This window comes from Photobacterium aphoticum, from assembly GCF_001029435.1.
GTDB classification, from domain to species: Bacteria; Pseudomonadota; Gammaproteobacteria; order Enterobacterales; family Vibrionaceae; genus Photobacterium; species Photobacterium aphoticum.
In genome coordinates this window covers 23,478-39,448 of record NZ_LDOV01000008.1, presented here as the reverse complement: position 1 = coordinate 39,448, position 15,971 = coordinate 23,478, and the positions used below count along the sequence as shown (strand labels likewise).

Annotated in this window: 12 protein-coding genes; 11 read left to right on the top strand and 1 reads right to left on the bottom strand. The window is 49.0% G+C overall.

All coding sequences use genetic code 11. The annotated features are described in order from the left end of the window. Positions 1 to 298 precede the first annotated feature (298 nt). The 7 genes from ABT58_RS03560 to tusE all read left to right on the top strand — a co-directional run bounded on the left by ABT58_RS03560 (position 299) and on the right by tusE (position 7,665). Entirely contained in the window at positions 299 to 1,273 is a 975-nt protein-coding gene (locus tag ABT58_RS03560; RefSeq protein WP_053062941.1) for a hypothetical protein, read from the top strand. Between the two features lie 517 nt (positions 1,274 to 1,790). Next, on the top strand, positions 1,791 to 2,840 hold the full coding sequence (locus ABT58_RS03555) for an amino acid ABC transporter substrate-binding protein (protein WP_047873000.1): 1,050 nt from the start codon (positions 1,791 to 1,793) through the stop codon (positions 2,838 to 2,840). Positions 2,841 to 3,023: 183 nt separating this feature from the next. Beyond that, the gene (locus tag ABT58_RS03550) at positions 3,024 to 4,190 is read left to right on the top strand and encodes an amino acid ABC transporter permease (protein ID WP_229821588.1); all 1,167 of its coding nucleotides are present in this window, start codon (positions 3,024 to 3,026) and stop codon (positions 4,188 to 4,190) included. A 103-nt stretch (positions 4,191 to 4,293) separates the two neighbouring features. Further along, complete coding sequence (locus tag ABT58_RS03545) at positions 4,294 to 5,391, top strand: amino acid ABC transporter permease (protein WP_047872997.1); 1,098 nt, start codon at positions 4,294 to 4,296, stop codon at positions 5,389 to 5,391. An 88-nt stretch (positions 5,392 to 5,479) separates the two neighbouring features. Next, a complete protein-coding gene (locus ABT58_RS03540) occupies positions 5,480 to 6,226 on the top strand; it encodes an amino acid ABC transporter ATP-binding protein (RefSeq protein WP_047872996.1) in 747 nt (248 codons plus the stop codon). A 307-nt stretch (positions 6,227 to 6,533) separates the two neighbouring features. After that, complete coding sequence (locus ABT58_RS03535) at positions 6,534 to 7,199, top strand: Bax inhibitor-1/YccA family protein (RefSeq protein ID WP_047872995.1); 666 nt, start codon at positions 6,534 to 6,536, stop codon at positions 7,197 to 7,199. A 136-nt stretch (positions 7,200 to 7,335) separates the two neighbouring features. Further along, positions 7,336 to 7,665 (top strand): sulfurtransferase TusE, encoded by a 330-nt coding sequence (tusE, locus tag ABT58_RS03530; protein ID WP_047872994.1) that lies wholly within the window; start codon positions 7,336 to 7,338, stop codon positions 7,663 to 7,665. 64 nt (positions 7,666 to 7,729) lie between these two features. Here the strand turns inward: tusE and yccX are convergent, their stop codons facing one another. Next, complete coding sequence (gene yccX, locus ABT58_RS03525) at positions 7,730 to 8,002, bottom strand: acylphosphatase (protein ID WP_047872993.1); 273 nt, start codon at positions 8,000 to 8,002, stop codon at positions 7,730 to 7,732. Positions 8,003 to 8,092: 90 nt separating this feature from the next. Here yccX and ABT58_RS03520 point away from each other — a divergent pair, with 90 nt between their 5' ends. The 4 genes from ABT58_RS03520 to ABT58_RS03505 all read left to right on the top strand — a co-directional run bounded on the left by ABT58_RS03520 (position 8,093) and on the right by ABT58_RS03505 (position 15,496). Continuing rightward, the gene (locus ABT58_RS03520; protein ID WP_047872992.1) at positions 8,093 to 9,493 is read left to right on the top strand and encodes a methyl-accepting chemotaxis protein; all 1,401 of its coding nucleotides are present in this window, start codon (positions 8,093 to 8,095) and stop codon (positions 9,491 to 9,493) included. A 237-nt stretch (positions 9,494 to 9,730) separates the two neighbouring features. After that, a complete protein-coding gene (locus tag ABT58_RS03515; RefSeq protein WP_047872991.1) occupies positions 9,731 to 10,921 on the top strand; it encodes a class I SAM-dependent methyltransferase in 1,191 nt (396 codons plus the stop codon). A gap of 367 nt (positions 10,922 to 11,288) precedes the next feature. Next, the gene (locus ABT58_RS03510) at positions 11,289 to 11,912 is read left to right on the top strand and encodes a YccT family protein (protein WP_047872990.1); all 624 of its coding nucleotides are present in this window, start codon (positions 11,289 to 11,291) and stop codon (positions 11,910 to 11,912) included. A gap of 401 nt (positions 11,913 to 12,313) precedes the next feature. Next, positions 12,314 to 15,496: a chitinase C-terminal domain-containing protein gene (locus ABT58_RS03505; protein WP_047872989.1), complete on the top strand. Its 3,183-nt coding sequence runs from the start codon at positions 12,314 to 12,316 to the stop codon at positions 15,494 to 15,496. Positions 15,497 to 15,971: the final 475 nt, after the last annotated feature.

Here is a 15,971-nt window from a genome sequence, read left to right as displayed (position 1 = left end):
AACCACTCAGCCATCTCTCCGTAAGTGCGACGAATAATACGGATTTCATTTTTCACTGTAAAGGGATTTTTTGAGAAAAATCGCACAACAGGTCAATTCAACCCCGCATCATACAAAAATCAAACAAAATTAAATTATTGCGCGTTTTTTCAACAAACTAGAGACTGTAGTGCCAACTTTATAAATGCGACGTACTTCATGTATTTTTTGTGATCCAAGGCGGCAGACTTTCACATTTTTATGACTTATTTTGTGTTCTCATTGTCACCCTTTAACACCCCCGATAGAGTACCCGTTCATGTTCCACGCATTCCCCCCTCTTACACTGGCTGGTTTGTTACTGATTGCCACGCCAGGTCTTGCTGCTGAGCACCCCACCTGCTCAACCTCTACTCACCCGTCAGGTTGGACGATGCTAAATAGCCATTGCGACATCGGACAAGGTTTATGGGGACGTAAGCCGAACAATGAACAAGGACAATTTTGGGTACAATGTAATTACAGCAAAGCACTGCCTGATACCGCTTTTTTACGCATTTTGCAGCAGTCTTTCCCCAAACAGCACTATTTATACAAAGACGGTGATCACTATCGCTGTCTGATTGGTCCTCTCGACCGCTACACTTTGGCACAACAAACCAAAGCCAAACTCATCGAACAAGGGATCACTAACGCCTTTATTCGACACCAAGCAAGCAGCTCTGACACTGCGTCCTTGCCAATCAATCCACAAAAGGCCCGTCAACCGCTGTCCGCAGAACAACAGCTTGCTGCCACACGTTTAGCGTTAACCGATAGCGCACAGACTTACCCGGAAGTGAAAGCCTCTCACCCTTCGTCGCAAGAAGCGTTGCCGTCCAGCATTAAAACCTTAATTGCTCACCGCACGGTGCTGGATGCTGCGGTGTACTCCTTTACGTTTGATAACCTGAATTTCTACTTACCGAGAAACATTCAATCCACACAAGCCATGCCACCAGCCTTTGTGAAAGAGTTCGATCAATATTGGTCACGCGTACCGTTAGTGGATGCTAAACAGTGGTGTCAACGTTACGGGCTGCGCCTGCCTTCGTTTGATGAATTGAAACATTTGCAGACCTACGGCCAACGCTTTTTACTCCGTAATCATTGGCCTATCACCTACAGCTACTGGACGGATTCCATCAGCCATTACTCCGGTGAAATTCAAGCCTTGAATGTGCGTAATGGCCGAGCAGATGAATACCGCCCTCGCGCACTGCTGTATACCGCCTGTGTCAACAACGCCAGTTAATCACTCCCGGTATTGATACCCGCCAGTAAACGACTGCTGTAAAATTAGCCGTAAACAAGAACAGACCCTTGCACTTTTCTGCGCATTAAGCACATGGCACCGTGCTTGATGCGCAACGAAATACAACAAAAATCCCCTCAACCCATATCGCCATCTAAAACACCTTCCGTTATTCCCTAGACGTATTGAAATCTGTTTCTATACTCAATATTGACAGAAAACAAACAGTTAAATTGTCTCGCTTTATGATGCCAATCTGGCCACCCCATTAGGCCGACTCAGTTCAGGCCACTTTTTTGATATGGAAGGACAGGACGTAATGATGAATCAAAAATTCACGGCGAAAAAAACACTCACCGCTTCTTTGGTTGCCTCTGCTGTCGCACTGCTCTTAGTCGGCTGTGACAGTGGTTCTAGCAGCAATAGCCAAGACAAAGCCCTCATCCAAGAGTTACAGACCAAAGTCAGCAGTTTGGAGCAACAGCTTGCCCAAGCAGGCTCGACCGCTGAAGGTGACATGTCAGGTGATGCCTCCGCACTGGAAGCCAAAGTGGCAGATTTGGAAAAACAACTGGCAGCCGCCACCAGCAGCACACCATCATCGTCCTCAAGTTCTTCGGATACGTTAGCCAAAGTCAAAAAACAAGGGTATGTCCAATGTGGTGTCAGCACCGGTTTACCGGGCTTCTCTAACCCCAATGAAAAAGGGGAATGGGAAGGCTTAGATGTTGAGTTTTGCCAGGCCGTCGCCGCTGCCGTGTTGGGCGATAAATCCAAAGTGAAATACATTCCCCTCACTGCCAAAGAGCGCTTTACCGCCCTGCAATCCGGTGAGATTGATGTGCTGTCGCGCAACACAACGTGGACCCTGCATCGCGATACCGCCCTTGGCCTGAATTTCACCGGTGTCACCTATTATGACGGTCAAGGCTTCATGGTGAAAAAATCCCTCGGTATCGACAGTGCAACCAAGTTAGATGGCGCCGCCGTGTGTGTGCAGTCCGGCACCACTACCGAGTTGAATCTGGCTGACTATTTCCGCTTCCGTGAAATGAAATACACCCCTGTGGTGTTTGATACGGCAGCACAAACCGTAAAAGGCTTTGAAGCGGGTCGCTGTGACGTACTCACCACCGACCAATCGGGCTTGTATGCCCTGCGCCTGAATCTGCAAGATCCGTCAACCGCGATCGTTCTGCCGGAAATCATCTCAAAAGAGCCGCTGGGCCCGGTGGTTCGTCAGGGGGATGATCAATGGTTCAACATCGTGAAGTGGACGCTGTTCGCCATGGTGAATGCGGAAGAGCTGGGTGTCTCGTCACACAATGTCGATGACATGAAAAAGTCGAATGATCCGAACATCCGTCGCCTCATTGGTAACGATGGCCCCAAAGGGAAAGGCTTAGGGCTAAGTGATGACTGGAGTTATCAAATCATCAAGCAAGTGGGTAACTACGGCGAAAGCTTTGAACGTACCGTCGGCATGAGTTCACCGCTGGAAATTAAACGTGGCCTCAATGCCTTGTGGACAGATGGCGGCTTGCAGTATGCCCCACCGATCCGCTAATACGCTTGAGCAAACCACTTTCTCCATCAATACATGTGCGTCATAAACATGCTGAGGGCGTTCAACGCCCTCCCCTTCTGGTAACGGGCTTGTTCTAGGAACTAGGAACTAGGAACTAGGAACTAGGAACTAGGAAATCATAGCCCGCTGCCTCTGCGAAACTTCGAATTAGGATGTGATGTTTTGTCAGGGTCTAAATCCAATCTTTTATACAATCCAACGTTCCGTGCGGTGATTTTCCAGTTGCTCGCCGTGGCTGCTATCGGCATGGTGGCGTATACCCTGATCAATAATGTGTTAGATAACTTGGCACAACGGGGGATTGCAACCGGGCTGGACTTCTTACAGCAAGAAGCCGGGTTCGGCATTGGCCTCACGTTGATTGAGTATGATGAAACCCACACTTACGGCCGCACGTTTTTTGTTGGCCTACTCAATACCGCCTTAGTGTCTGTATTAGGGATTCTGCTGGCAACCATACTGGGATTTATCATCGGCATTGCCCGCCTTTCCTCCAACTGGTTAGTCAGCCGCCTTGCTGCGGTGTACATTGAAACCTTCCGTAACATCCCTTTGTTATTACAAATTTTCTTCTGGTATTTTGCCGTACTGCAAGCCCTGCCCGCCCCGCGCCAAAGTCTCAGCCTTGGGGAAGGCATATGGCTGAATGTGCGCGGTTTATACCTGGCTAAACCGGTCTTTGAACCCGGCGCTATCTGGATTGGAGTGGCGACTATTGTCGCCATTGTGATCAGTCTCGGGTATGGCATTTACGCCAAACGTCAGCAACGTCTTTCTGGTAAACAATCCCCTATTTTCTTAGTGTCATTGGGTTTGCTCATTGGTTTTCCACTGCTCAGTTTTTTCCTGAGCGGCCAACCGGTTCACTTAGAATATCCCGAACTCAAGGGCTTTAATTTTCAGGGTGGGATCAGTATCTTGCCAGAACTTGGCGCGCTGTTATTGGCCCTGAGTATCTATACCGCATCCTTCATCGCTGAAATTGTTCGTTCAGGTATCAATGCAGTCAGCCATGGTCAAACGGAAGCTGCGCTGGCATTGGGACTGCCAGCAAACCACACCTTACGCTTGGTGGTGATCCCACAAGCCTTGCGGATCATCATTCCGCCATTAACCAGCCAATACCTGAACCTGACCAAAAACTCATCGCTGGCGATGGCGATCGGCTATCCCGATCTCGTATCCGTCTTTGCGGGTACCACCTTGAACCAAACCGGTCAGGCCATTGAAATTATTGCTATGACCATGGGGGTCTATCTCGCCCTGAGTTTACTGACCTCGCTGCTGATGAACCTCTACAACAAAAAAGTCGCGCTGGTCGAACGGTGATCGCTGCGGTTCTGGTGTAAACCCGACAAACGACAGCGAAATCGGAACAGCGTGAGTGGAGTGATTGATGATTAAGATGCCCCAGCCCGCCAAGGAGAAAAGGATGAAAAAACACACCTTTTTGCCCGATCAACCGCCACCGACCAATACGGTTGGGGTGTGGCACTGGCTGCGGGTCAACCTGTTCTCCAATGTCACCAACACCCTGCTGACACTGATTTTTGGGTATCTGGCGTTACTGGGATTAAGTGCCATTTTTGAGTGGTCATTCCTCAATGCCGACTGGATAGGCTCAACCCGCAACGATTGCAGCCGTGACGGCGCATGCTGGGTGTTTATCAAAGTCCGTTTTGAACAGTTCATGTTTGGCTTCTACCCGACGGCCGAACTGTGGCGGCCTAAACTTTTCTATGCCTCTCTGGCCGTGATCATTGCGCTATTGGCCGTTGAGCGCACACCGGGACGCCTGTGGATTTGGCTGTTCTTCGTCAACATCTACCCGTTTTTGATGGCCGCCCTGCTGTTTGGCGGTGTCTTCGGCCTGCCCGTTGTAGAAACCCATTTGTGGGGTGGACTGCTCATCACGCTGATCATTGCTATTGTCGGTATTGTAGTTTCACTGCCAATTGGCATCGTGTTGGCACTAGGCCGGCGTTCCAACATGCCCATCATTCGCAGCCTATCGACGGTTTATATCGAAATCTGGCGTGGTGTACCGCTTATCACCGTGTTGTTTATGGCATCAGTGATGCTGCCCTTGTTTCTCAGCGCCGAAGCGGAAACCGACAAATTGTTCCGCGCTTTAATTGGTGTGGTGCTGTTCAGTGCCGCGTATATGGCTGAAGTGGTACGCGGCGGCTTGCAAGCGATTCCCAGCGGCCAGTATGAAGCGGCCGATGCATTAGGATTGAGTTATTGGAAAAAAATGGGACTGATTGTGCTGCCGCAAGCGTTAAAAATCAGCATCCCTTCGATTGTGAATACCTTCATAGGCCTGTTTAAAGACACCAGCTTGGTGCTGATCATCGGCATGTTTGATGTATTGGGGATCGGCCAAGCCGCCAATACCGATCCGAAATGGCTCGGCTTTGCCACCGAAAGTTACGTGTTCGTGGCGCTGGTGTTCTGGGTATTTTGTTTCAGCATGTCGCGTTACAGCATCTATCTGGAAAACAAGCTGCACACCGGTCACAAACGCTGATCTGGCAAAGACATATTACAAACCCAGTCCCTAAACCAACATGCGTAAAGCCAAGCGACGGAAGAAAAGTGACAGAAAAGGAGCCGTTATGACAGACACTGCCCCACTGATGATCACCATGGAAGCGGTCAACAAATGGTTTGGTCAATTCCATGTACTCAAAGACATCAACCTTACCGTCAGAAAAGGCGAGAAAATTGTCATCTGTGGACCGTCCGGCTCCGGGAAATCCACCCTGATTCGGTGCATCAACCGGTTAGAAGAACATCAGCAAGGCAATATTGTGGTGGCGGGAAATGAGCTGACCGGCGATCTCAAACACATTGAATTAGTCCGCAAAGAAGTCGGCATGTGTTTTCAGCATTTCAACTTATTTCCTCACCTGACCGTCCTTGAAAACTGCACCCTTGCGCCTATTTGGGTCAAAAAGCTACCCAAGAAAGAGGCGGAAGCCATCGCCATGCAGTATCTCAATCGGGTAAAAATTCCTGAGCAGGCCCATAAGTACCCCGGCCAACTGTCTGGCGGGCAGCAACAACGGGTCGCCATTGCCCGTTCACTGTGTATGACACCGCAAATTATGCTGTTTGACGAACCCACTTCCGCCTTGGATCCGGAAATGGTGCGGGAAGTCTTGGATGTGATGGTCGAACTGGCCAATGAAGGGATGACGATGATCTGCGTCACCCATGAAATGGGCTTTGCCCGTCAGGTGGCGGATCGGGTGATCTTCATGGATCGCGGCGAAATCATCGAAGAGAACCCTCCCCAGATCTTTTTCGATAATCCGGAGTCGGATCGCACACAATTATTCTTGGATCAGATCCTGCATTAATCATTCGCTATATTGAGCGTATCGGCCTGCGAGATCGTTACAATGAGTATGCATATAAGCAAAAAAGCGCATAAGCGAAGCGCTATACACAGATTGAAACACAGCAGCGATGTGCTGTAACATTCCTTTACAACTTTTGACCACAACGATAATGAATTGTTAAGTATCATTTGGGTCATACAGTTACATGATGATAATTGTTAGGGGCGATCAGCAGAATATGCAATGTTGACTTGCATTTACGAGGGAATGCCCCAATATATCTTTTCATTAGCAATCAACATATCTAACCCTAAGGGGACTGTTTATGAACGATCGTATGATCAATCGTGACTCGGCTTACGAGAGCGTACTTTCAACCAACAAGGTTCTACGTAACACTTACTTTCTACTGTCTTTGACGCTAGTCTGGTCAGCGGTTGTTGCTGGTGTGTCAATGGCAATGAATCTGCCATACCCTGGCCTTATCATCACACTGGTCGGCTTCTACGGTCTTATGTTCCTGACTGAAAAGAACCGTGACAGCGGCCTAGGCATTGTCTTCACTTTCGCATTGACCGGCTTCATGGGTTATACCCTAGGTCCAATCCTGAACATGTATGTGGGTGCGGGCATGGGTGATGCTATCGTACTGGCATTTGGCGGTACGGCACTGACCTTCATGGCGTGTTCGGCTTACGCACTAACCACCAAGCGTGATCTGTCGTTCCTGAACGGCATGCTAATGGCGGGCTTCATTGCTATCATCGTTGCAGTAATTGCAAACATCTTCCTACAGATGCCTGCACTATCACTTGCGATCAGCGGTATGTTCATCATGTTCTCATCAGCAGCTATCCTGCTAACCACACAAAGCATTGTGCGTGGTGGTGAGACAAACTACATCTCTGCGACAGTGACACTATACGTGTCTATCTACAACCTATTCCTGAGCCTGCTTCAAATTCTGGGCATCATGGGTAGCGACGACTAATTCAGTCAGTCTGCAGTGAATAAAAAGCGCCTACGGGCGCTTTTTTGTTATCTACGGTTTTACCCTGTTCATTGATACACTTGCAGCGACAAAGGAATCCCACTATCCTTTGCCCGTTCCACATGTGAGGCGCATCATGCTTGAATTTGACGGTAAACATATCGACACCGACGCTCATGGCTATCTGAAAAATATTAACGATTGGTCAGAAGCCCTGGTCCCTCTTCTTGCTGAAGAAGAAGGCATTACCCTAACTGAAGCACACTGGGAAGTGGTTCGCTTTGTGCGTGAATTCTATGAAGAGTTCAACACATCACCGGCGATCCGCATGCTGGTAAAAGCGATGGCAAAACAGTACGGCGAAGAAAAAGGCAACTCGCGTTACCTGTACCGTCTGTTCCCGAAAGGGCCCGCTAAGCAAGCGACCAAGTTGGCAGGTTTGCCAAAACCGGTGAAATGCATTTAATGGCGTGATAGCCACTATCTGTACATCAACCCCGTTCGGGCACAGCCTCGTACGGGGTTTTCTTTTACATGATTTCAAAGCCATCCACGTGGCGCCATTCCACTTCATCAACCTGCACATCCCGCACGGTTGAAGTCTGTGGCCCCTGTTGCAACCAGCGCAGCAACTGCTCGACCCTTTCTTCATGGCCGCAGGCTAAGACTTCTACCGTTCCGTCCGGCAAATTTTTTGCGTAACCGGTCAAGCCGCATTTCAGCCCTTCATGCGCAGTATGAAAACGAAAACCCACACCCTGCACGTGTCCATGTACGATAGCTTTTACACAGATATGTGACATTCATCACCTCAAGAAATCAACATATTGACCGATAACACAGTAGACTTGGCAGCAATTGCTACTAAGCATATGTTTTAATAGGATTTTACAATGAAAGAAGTTGCATTTCGATGGATTGACAAATACCTCATTCACATCACTTTACAAGAGAAGTTCTACTTACTCTTACTGCTTCCACTGCTCGCGCTTTTTAGTATCGGATCTATTCTAGCGGATGCCGCTGGCAAACAACGTATTGAAATCACGACACAACAACTTGAGCACACGGCATCACTTCTTTCTCAGCAGCAGATCACACAGTCTGAGGCTTATACCCTGTTGGCAAACGGCCCGATTCAAGTGGGACAAGGTGAGCTGTCAGCTTTCGTGCCAGCCATGAACTACAGTATTACAGCCGGTGAGATGCCGGGACTCTTTAGCTACCTGAGCGGTTTTCAAATCGGTCTGACCGTTGCCATCATGGTGTTTGTGTTTGCCATGGTGTATTACGTGATGAGTTTCATTGGCGGTGCGATGTTTACCACTAACCGTGCCCTGCAAGCCTTGGCCGATGGTGATCTCACTAACCGTCTGAATTTCTTTAAAGTCCGTGATGAGTTCAGCACCATTGCCATCACCATTGATAAAGTCAGTGAGCGTGAACAGGCACTGGTACAAGCAACCCAACAAGCAACGGCGCTGATGCAGCAAATCAGCCAGCGTCTGCGTCAACGCAGCCAAGAAAGCGAAGTGTTGTCTACCTCTCAGCAGCAACACTTGGACTCGCTAGCCAGCGCGACAGAAGAGATGGCGACCTCCATTCGTGAAGTGGCGACTCACGCACACGATACGTCAAACCAGACCCGTGAAGCGCAGGAAGTCTCTGAGCAAGGCCGCGCGCAGGTTCACCAAACTCGCCAGTCAATTTCTGTGTTAAGCAGCGAAATCAACGAAGCGGCAGAAGCGGTCGCAGAACTCGATAGCAATGCCGCGAAAATTGATGACGTGGTCACCACCATCAATGGCATTTCTGAGCAAACCAACCTATTGGCATTGAATGCGGCGATTGAAGCGGCACGTGCCGGTGAACAAGGCCGAGGCTTTGCGGTGGTGGCTGACGAGGTGCGTACACTGGCAGGCCGTACACAAAGCGCGACGGTTGAGATTCAGCAAATGATTGAGTCGCTGCAACAGAACAGCCAACGCCTGATGGCCGTGATGCGTAACACGGTCGATAATGCGCAAAACAGCGAAAGCCTGATGGATTCGGTGGATTTGGAAATCAGCCAAATCACGGAGCGTAATCAGCAGATCTCTGAGCGCAGTACGGAAATTGCTGCCGCCGCTGAACAGCAAGGCAGCGTGGCTGACAACATTGCTGCTAACGTTGAGCAAGTACGCACGCAATCTCACCAAATTTGTGGGGCCATTACCGAATCGGCCAATGAAATTGCCCAGTTGAATGAGCAAGCCAAAGTGCTGGAATCACTGATGAACGGTCTGCGAGCCTGATTAGCGATCGCCCGACGCATCCATCACAACATTCGCTCCCAACGCATGCGATCACAGAGCATTCAATGACAGTGCATCGCTCAAATCAGCGTATCGAATGTCTCCTACTAAGGCCCGCTTCGTGCGGGTCTTGTACTAAGCTGTACAGGATATTGCCGTAACAGGGGGAGAGAGTTGCTTTTCCCTTGTTTCGACAACATAATACGCGACCATTCTTAATTCCATACCGGACATGTCATGACAGCTTCAATTTATCTGGTAAAAGGCCGTGAGAAATCACTACGCCGCCGTCACCCTTGGGTTTTTTCTCGTGGTATTCAGCGTGTTGAAGGTTCCCCTGCACTGGGTGAAACCGTTGACATTTATGACCACAAAGGTGAATGGTTAGCCCGTGGTGCATTTTCACCGCAATCTCAGATCCGCGTTCGCGTATGGACCTTTGATCGCAAAGAAACTATCGACGTTAACTTCTTTGTTAAGCGTCTACAAACCGCACAAGGCCTGCGTGACATTCTTGCAGCTCGTGACGGCCTAACTGGCTACCGCCTGATTGCGGCAGAATCTGATGGTCTGCCAGGCATCACTATCGACCGTTACCAAGACTTCTTGGTGTGTCAGCTACTGAGCGCCGGTGCGGAAGCGCAAAAAGCCGCGCTGATTGAAGCTCTGAACATCTGCTACCCTGAGTGCAGCATCTACGAACGTTCTGACGTTGCTGTACGTAAGAAAGAAGGCCTGAAGCAGACAACTGGCGTACTGTACGGTGAAATGCCACCGAAGTTCGTGACCATTGAAGAAAACGGCGTGAAGATCAACGTCGACATCGTTGGTGGCCACAAGACCGGTTTCTACCTTGACCAGCGTGACAGCCGCGAAGCCGCCGTAAAATACGTAAACGGTAAACGTGTACTGAACTGTTTCTGTTACACCGGTGGTTTCGGTTTGTACGCCCTGAAAGGTGGCGCAAGCCGTGTGGTAAACGTGGACGTGTCACAGCCTGCGCTGGATACAGCACGCCTTAACGCTGAAATGAACGGCTACCCTGTCGAGAACGCGGAGTTCCTGAACGCGGATGTGTTCCAACTACTGCGTGACTACCGTGACCGTGGTGAGTTGTTTGATGTTGTGATCATGGATCCACCCAAGTTTGCGGAATCTAAGTCGCAGCTGATCGGTGCATGTCGTGGCTACAAAGACATCAACATGCTGGCGATGCAAATCCTGAAACCAGGCGGCACGCTACTGACTTACTCTTGCTCTGGTTTGATGGACAACAACTTGTTCCAAAAGATCATTGCAGATGCCGCACTGGACGCACACCGTGAAGTACAATTCATTGAGCGTTTCAGCCAAGCCGCTGATCACCCACTAGACAGTGCTTACCCAGAAGGTTTCTACCTGAAAGGTTTTGCGTGTTACGTGAAGTAAACAACCCGTTCGCGGTGCCTTACTGACCGGATAGACAGAAAGCCAGCCTGAGTGCTGGCTTTTTTTATGTCGATAAGCCATGTGACGTATGAGAAGAACCACATAGACATAGCGTTGCGCAAGAGAAATACACGGATTGCGCAAACTGCACAAATTTACACCTCCTCCTGATATTCTCTCTCTGCCCTATTCGTCTTTCGCGTAAAGATGACGCAATTCAACAGAAAATACCCTTACAGCTCATTACATTCTGAGCGAACAACGCTATTATTCAGCATATATTCAGCGATCTAGCCACAGACTGCTAGGATCACATCGATGAACAGCCCCCCTTCTGTTCAGGAATTGACATTTTCAAGGAATATCTATGAAATTTCGTACCGCACTATTGGCCCTGATGGCGTGTGGCCTCAGCTTCCCTTCTTTGGCTGACGTAAACCTTTCCCTGCCTTACCAAGCAGAACTGGTGCTGGTGAATGGTGTCGAGAAAGAAGGTAACCAACCGCTCGTTTTGCCTAATGGCGTCAACCAAATCGCTTTTACTTACCGTGATTCACTACGTGAAAACGGGGATGATTTCCTTTATACCTCTGACGTCATTATCGTGAAGTTCACCGCCGATGATGAAAAACTGCATCTACAACTGCCAAAATTGCGCACCGGCATGGACGGCAAAAACTTCAATAAAACGCCACAAGTCACTTTGGTTAATGATGCCGGCGACACTGTCGTGTTCAAGCAAGACAAGTTGATGAAGGCGGGTCTGCAATTCGGCCGTGACTACGAAAAAGAAATGGTGACGTACAATGCGTCTGGCAAAGTCGCCGCTGTTGCCCCTGTGGTACCTGTGAGTGCGCCGATCCCGGGGATCCCACAAGCCAAAGACGGTACACAACCTCGCAATGTCGCAGAAAATATGTTGAATTACTGGTACGAACAAGCAGATGAAGTGACGCGCGCACGCTTCAAAGCGAAGATCAACCAGCAATAATATCGCTGTGTAGCAAGCGTCATTCGGCGCTTGCTGCTTGCTCTCCTCTCGCTATCCCTCTCCCCTATCCTATTAATTATTTCAATGTGTTAAGCACGTTCCACTTTTCTTCCCTGTTTATTTTTTGTACACTTCCATTTCTCTTCAATCGCCCCCATTTCATCTTCAGTTCCGCCGTTTTTGCCCACAGGCAATACTGATGAAAAAATTAGTTATAGCTGCAAAACAAGGTGCCGATATTTACATTGCGGAAACAATTTTTTGCGTGTCATTCTGAAGAAAGGAACAAATCTGAGTGCGTCATTTGACTCCATACCTATAGTTATTTCACTGTAAAACAAAAGGCACCCAAGCCGGATTTTTTACACACGCACCTTTTCAAATAACTAAAGGATGATTCAATGAAACACTTGAAACAAGGAAAGGCAATGAAGCGAGCATTCCAGCTCAGCACTCTTGCCGTTTCATGTCTTGCCGCATTCAATGCACAAGCTGCAATGGACTGTAGCTCTATCGAAGAGTGGAACAGCAACAAAGCGTACACTGGCGGTAGCCAAGTACAAACTGCCGGTTCAGTCTACAAAGCAAACTGGTGGTCTCAGGGCAACAACCCTGCTCAAAACTCTGGTGCATACCAAGAGTGGACACTGGTTGACGTATGTTCTGACGGCGGCATCACGCCTCCACCGCCAGAAAACGAAGCGCCAACCGTTTCTATCACTTCACCTTCAGGTTCTGAGCAAATCATGACCGGTGATGTGGTAACACTGACGGCTAACGCTGCTGACACTGACGGCACGGTTGCTAAAGTAGAATTCTTTGTTGGTGGCGCACTGGTTGGCACAGCAACAAACGCACCTTACAGCGTGAAGTGGACTGCAGAAAGCGGTCGCCAAACGGTGAAAGTGGTTGCGACTGATGATGATGGCGCAACAGCAGAATCTTCTGTCGTTGTTGTTGTACAAGACGTAGCTAACGAACTACCAACGGTTGATGTTGCTCTATCAGCGACTAACGTAGATGCAGGCGCAGTGGTGACCTTCACCTCTAACGCAGCTGACACTGACGGCACTATCGAAAAAGTTGAGTTCTTCGTCAACGGTAAAGTGGTTAACACAGACACCACTGCACCTTACAGCTTCGCATTCACGGCTGCTGATGCAGGTACGCACACTGTCTTTGCACGTGCAACTGACAACCTAGGCGGTACAACAGATTCTGCATCTGTGACATTGACTGTTGCCGGCGAAGTAACACCTCCACCTCCAGGTGACAAGAACTGTCGTCCAGACGGTCTGTACCAGACTGAAGGTGTGAACGTTCCTTACTGTACCCTTTACGATGAAGATGGCCGTGAGAAGATGGGTGCTGACCACCCACGTCGTGTGATCGGTTACTTCACCAGCTGGCGTGCGGGCGACGACCCACAAGCACAATACCTGGTTGACGACATTCCTTGGGAACAACTAACGCACATCAACTACGCGTTCGTGAGCATCGGTTCTGACGGCAAGGTAAACGTTGGTGATGTTAACGATCCAAACAACGCTGCAACGGGTAAGACTTGGCCAGGCGTTGAAGTTGATCCAAGCCTAGGCTTCAAGGGTCACTTCGGTGCACTAGCAACTTACAAAGAGAAGTACGGCGTTAAGACCCTGATCTCTATCGGTGGTTGGGCTGAAACCGGTGGTCACTTCGACGTGAACGGCGACCGTGTTGCTGACGGTGGTTTCTACACAATGACCACTAACGCTGACGGTTCTATCAACCACGCAGGCATCGAGAAGTTCGCAACGTCTGCTGTTGAAATGATCCGTAAGTACAAGTTCGACGGTGTGGATATCGATTACGAATACCCAACATCAATGGCTGGTGCAGGTAACCCATACGATAAAGAGTTCATGGAACCACGTCGTAAGTACCTATGGGCTTCTTACCAAGAGCTAATGAAAGTCCTACGTGAGAAGCTAGATGCAGCGTCTGCACAAGATGGCATCCACTACATGCTAACTATCGCAGCGCCATCTTCTGGTTACCTGCTACGTGGTATGGAAACGTTTGATGTGACTAAGTACCTAGACTACGTCAACATCATGACTTACGACTTGCACGGTGCATGGAACGACCACGTTGGTCACAACGCCGCTCTGTTCGACACAGGTAAAGACTCTGAGCTTGCTATGTGGAACGTATACGGTGAAGCTGCTTACGGCGGTATCGGTTACCTGAACACTGACTGGGCTTACCACTACTTCCGTGGTTCTATGCCTGCAGGTCGTATCAACATCGGTGTACCTTACTACACCCGTGGTTGGCAGGACGTAACAGGTGGCGACAATGGTCTGTGGGGCCGCGCAGCGCTACCTAACCAGGCTGAGTGTGAACCAGGTACTGGTGAAGGCGAGAAGAACAACTGTGGTAACGGTGCAACCGGTATCGATAACCTATGGCACGATAAGAACGCCGCAGGTAACGAAATGGGTGCAGGTTCTAACCCAATGTGGCACGCCATGAACCTTGAGCAAGGTATCTGGGGTTCTTACTCAACCGCTTACAACCTTGACCCAGTAAACAACCCTGATCACCAACTTGTTGGTAACTACGTACGTAACTACGATGACGTCGCTGTTGCTCCATGGCTATGGAACGCAGAGAAGAAAGTCTTCCTATCTACGGAAGATAAAGCGTCTATCAACGTGAAAGCGGATTACGTTATCGACAAAGAGATCGGCGGTATCATGTTCTGGGAACTAGCAGGTGACTATAACTGTTATGTTCTGGATGCGAACGGTAACCGTACAACTGTCGACTTGACTGAGAACGCATGTAAGACCGGTAATGGTGAGTACCACATGGGTAACACTATGACTAAAGCGATCTACGACAAGTTCAAGGCAGCAACCCCTTACGGTAACACTGTCGCAACGGGTGCAATGCCAACTGAAGCAGTTGACATCACAGTATCTGTGGGCGGCTTCAAAGTGGGCGACCAGAACTACCCAATCAATCCGAAGATCACATTCACCAACAACACTGGCGCAGCCATCCCTGGTGGTACTGAATTCCAGTTTGATATTCCAACGTCAGCACCTGACAACGCGAAAGATCAATCTGGTGGCGGTCTGAAGGTAATTTCTTCTGGTCACTCTGCAGCGAACAACATCGGTGGTCTACAGGGCGTTATGCACCGCGTAGCCTTCTCACTACCGGGTTGGAAAGATCTACCTGCGGGCGGCACTTACGAGCTAGACATGGTTTACTACCTACCTATCTCTGGTCCGGCTAACTACACCGTTAACATCAACGGTAAAGACTACGCGTTCAAGTTCGAGTACCCAGATCTACCTCTAGGTGACGTGACTGATCCAGGTCCAGGCCCAGGCCCTGGTCCAAACCCTGGTGAATGTAACACTACAGGTGTGAACACTTACCCGAACTGGCCACAGTCTGACTGGGGCGGTAACCCAAGCCACGCAAACCAAGGCGATCAGATGATCCACGAAGGCGTTGTATACAAAGCCAACTGGTGGACAAGCTCTGTACCAGGTAGCGACGGCAGCTGGGCGAAAGTCTGTGACATCTAATCTTACTGATTAGTGCCTAAAACAAGCGCAGGGATCTTCCCTGCGCTTTTCTTTTTTCGTTTCCTGTCCCGTCCTGCATTGTATTGCCCTCACCCGCAATGCGTACAACTTTCATACAGCCTACTTTAGGTAATCTGAACCTCTCATCAGCATGAAGGCATAAAAGTGCTCATTTCTTACACTTTTGCGTACAAAAAACGACCAAACAAATCCAAAGACCATAATTCATTGTTTTCAAAATGTGTCAGTCAATTTATCTTGTGCTAACAGATAATTAAATATCCCTATCAGCGATAATTGGCAAAATTGATAGATTTTATAGAAAGTAGGATTAATTGGATTATAAAAAAGCCAATCGATTTTAATGCGCTGTATTCAAGTATTTTTTCTTCTTCCCCTAACAAAAAAACGTGATTTTTTTGCGCATAATCTCGGCACATCCGTAAATCCCTAAAAAGTATAAATCGCATTTTTT

What these genes read in the sequence shown, in the direction of transcription:
- ABT58_RS03535 (WP_047872995.1), top strand. Translation starts at nt 6,534, where the DNA reads ATGAACGATCGTATGATCAATCGTGACTCGGCTTACGAGAGCGTACTT.
- tusE (WP_047872994.1), top strand. Translation starts at nt 7,336, where the DNA reads ATGCTTGAATTTGACGGTAAACATATCGACACCGACGCTCATGGCTAT.
- yccX (WP_047872993.1), bottom strand. Translation starts at nt 8,002, where the DNA reads ATGTCACATATCTGTGTAAAAGCTATCGTACATGGACACGTGCAGGGT.
- ABT58_RS03555 (WP_047873000.1), top strand. Translation starts at nt 1,791, where the DNA reads ATGTCAGGTGATGCCTCCGCACTGGAAGCCAAAGTGGCAGATTTGGAA.
- ABT58_RS03505 (WP_047872989.1), top strand. Translation starts at nt 12,314, where the DNA reads ATGAAACACTTGAAACAAGGAAAGGCAATGAAGCGAGCATTCCAGCTC.
- ABT58_RS03520 (WP_047872992.1), top strand. Translation starts at nt 8,093, where the DNA reads ATGAAAGAAGTTGCATTTCGATGGATTGACAAATACCTCATTCACATC.
- ABT58_RS03540 (WP_047872996.1), top strand. Translation starts at nt 5,480, where the DNA reads ATGACAGACACTGCCCCACTGATGATCACCATGGAAGCGGTCAACAAA.
- ABT58_RS03560 (WP_053062941.1), top strand. Translation starts at nt 299, where the DNA reads ATGTTCCACGCATTCCCCCCTCTTACACTGGCTGGTTTGTTACTGATT.
- ABT58_RS03515 (WP_047872991.1), top strand. Translation starts at nt 9,731, where the DNA reads ATGACAGCTTCAATTTATCTGGTAAAAGGCCGTGAGAAATCACTACGC.
- ABT58_RS03545 (WP_047872997.1), top strand. Translation starts at nt 4,294, where the DNA reads ATGAAAAAACACACCTTTTTGCCCGATCAACCGCCACCGACCAATACG.
- ABT58_RS03510 (WP_047872990.1), top strand. Translation starts at nt 11,289, where the DNA reads ATGAAATTTCGTACCGCACTATTGGCCCTGATGGCGTGTGGCCTCAGC.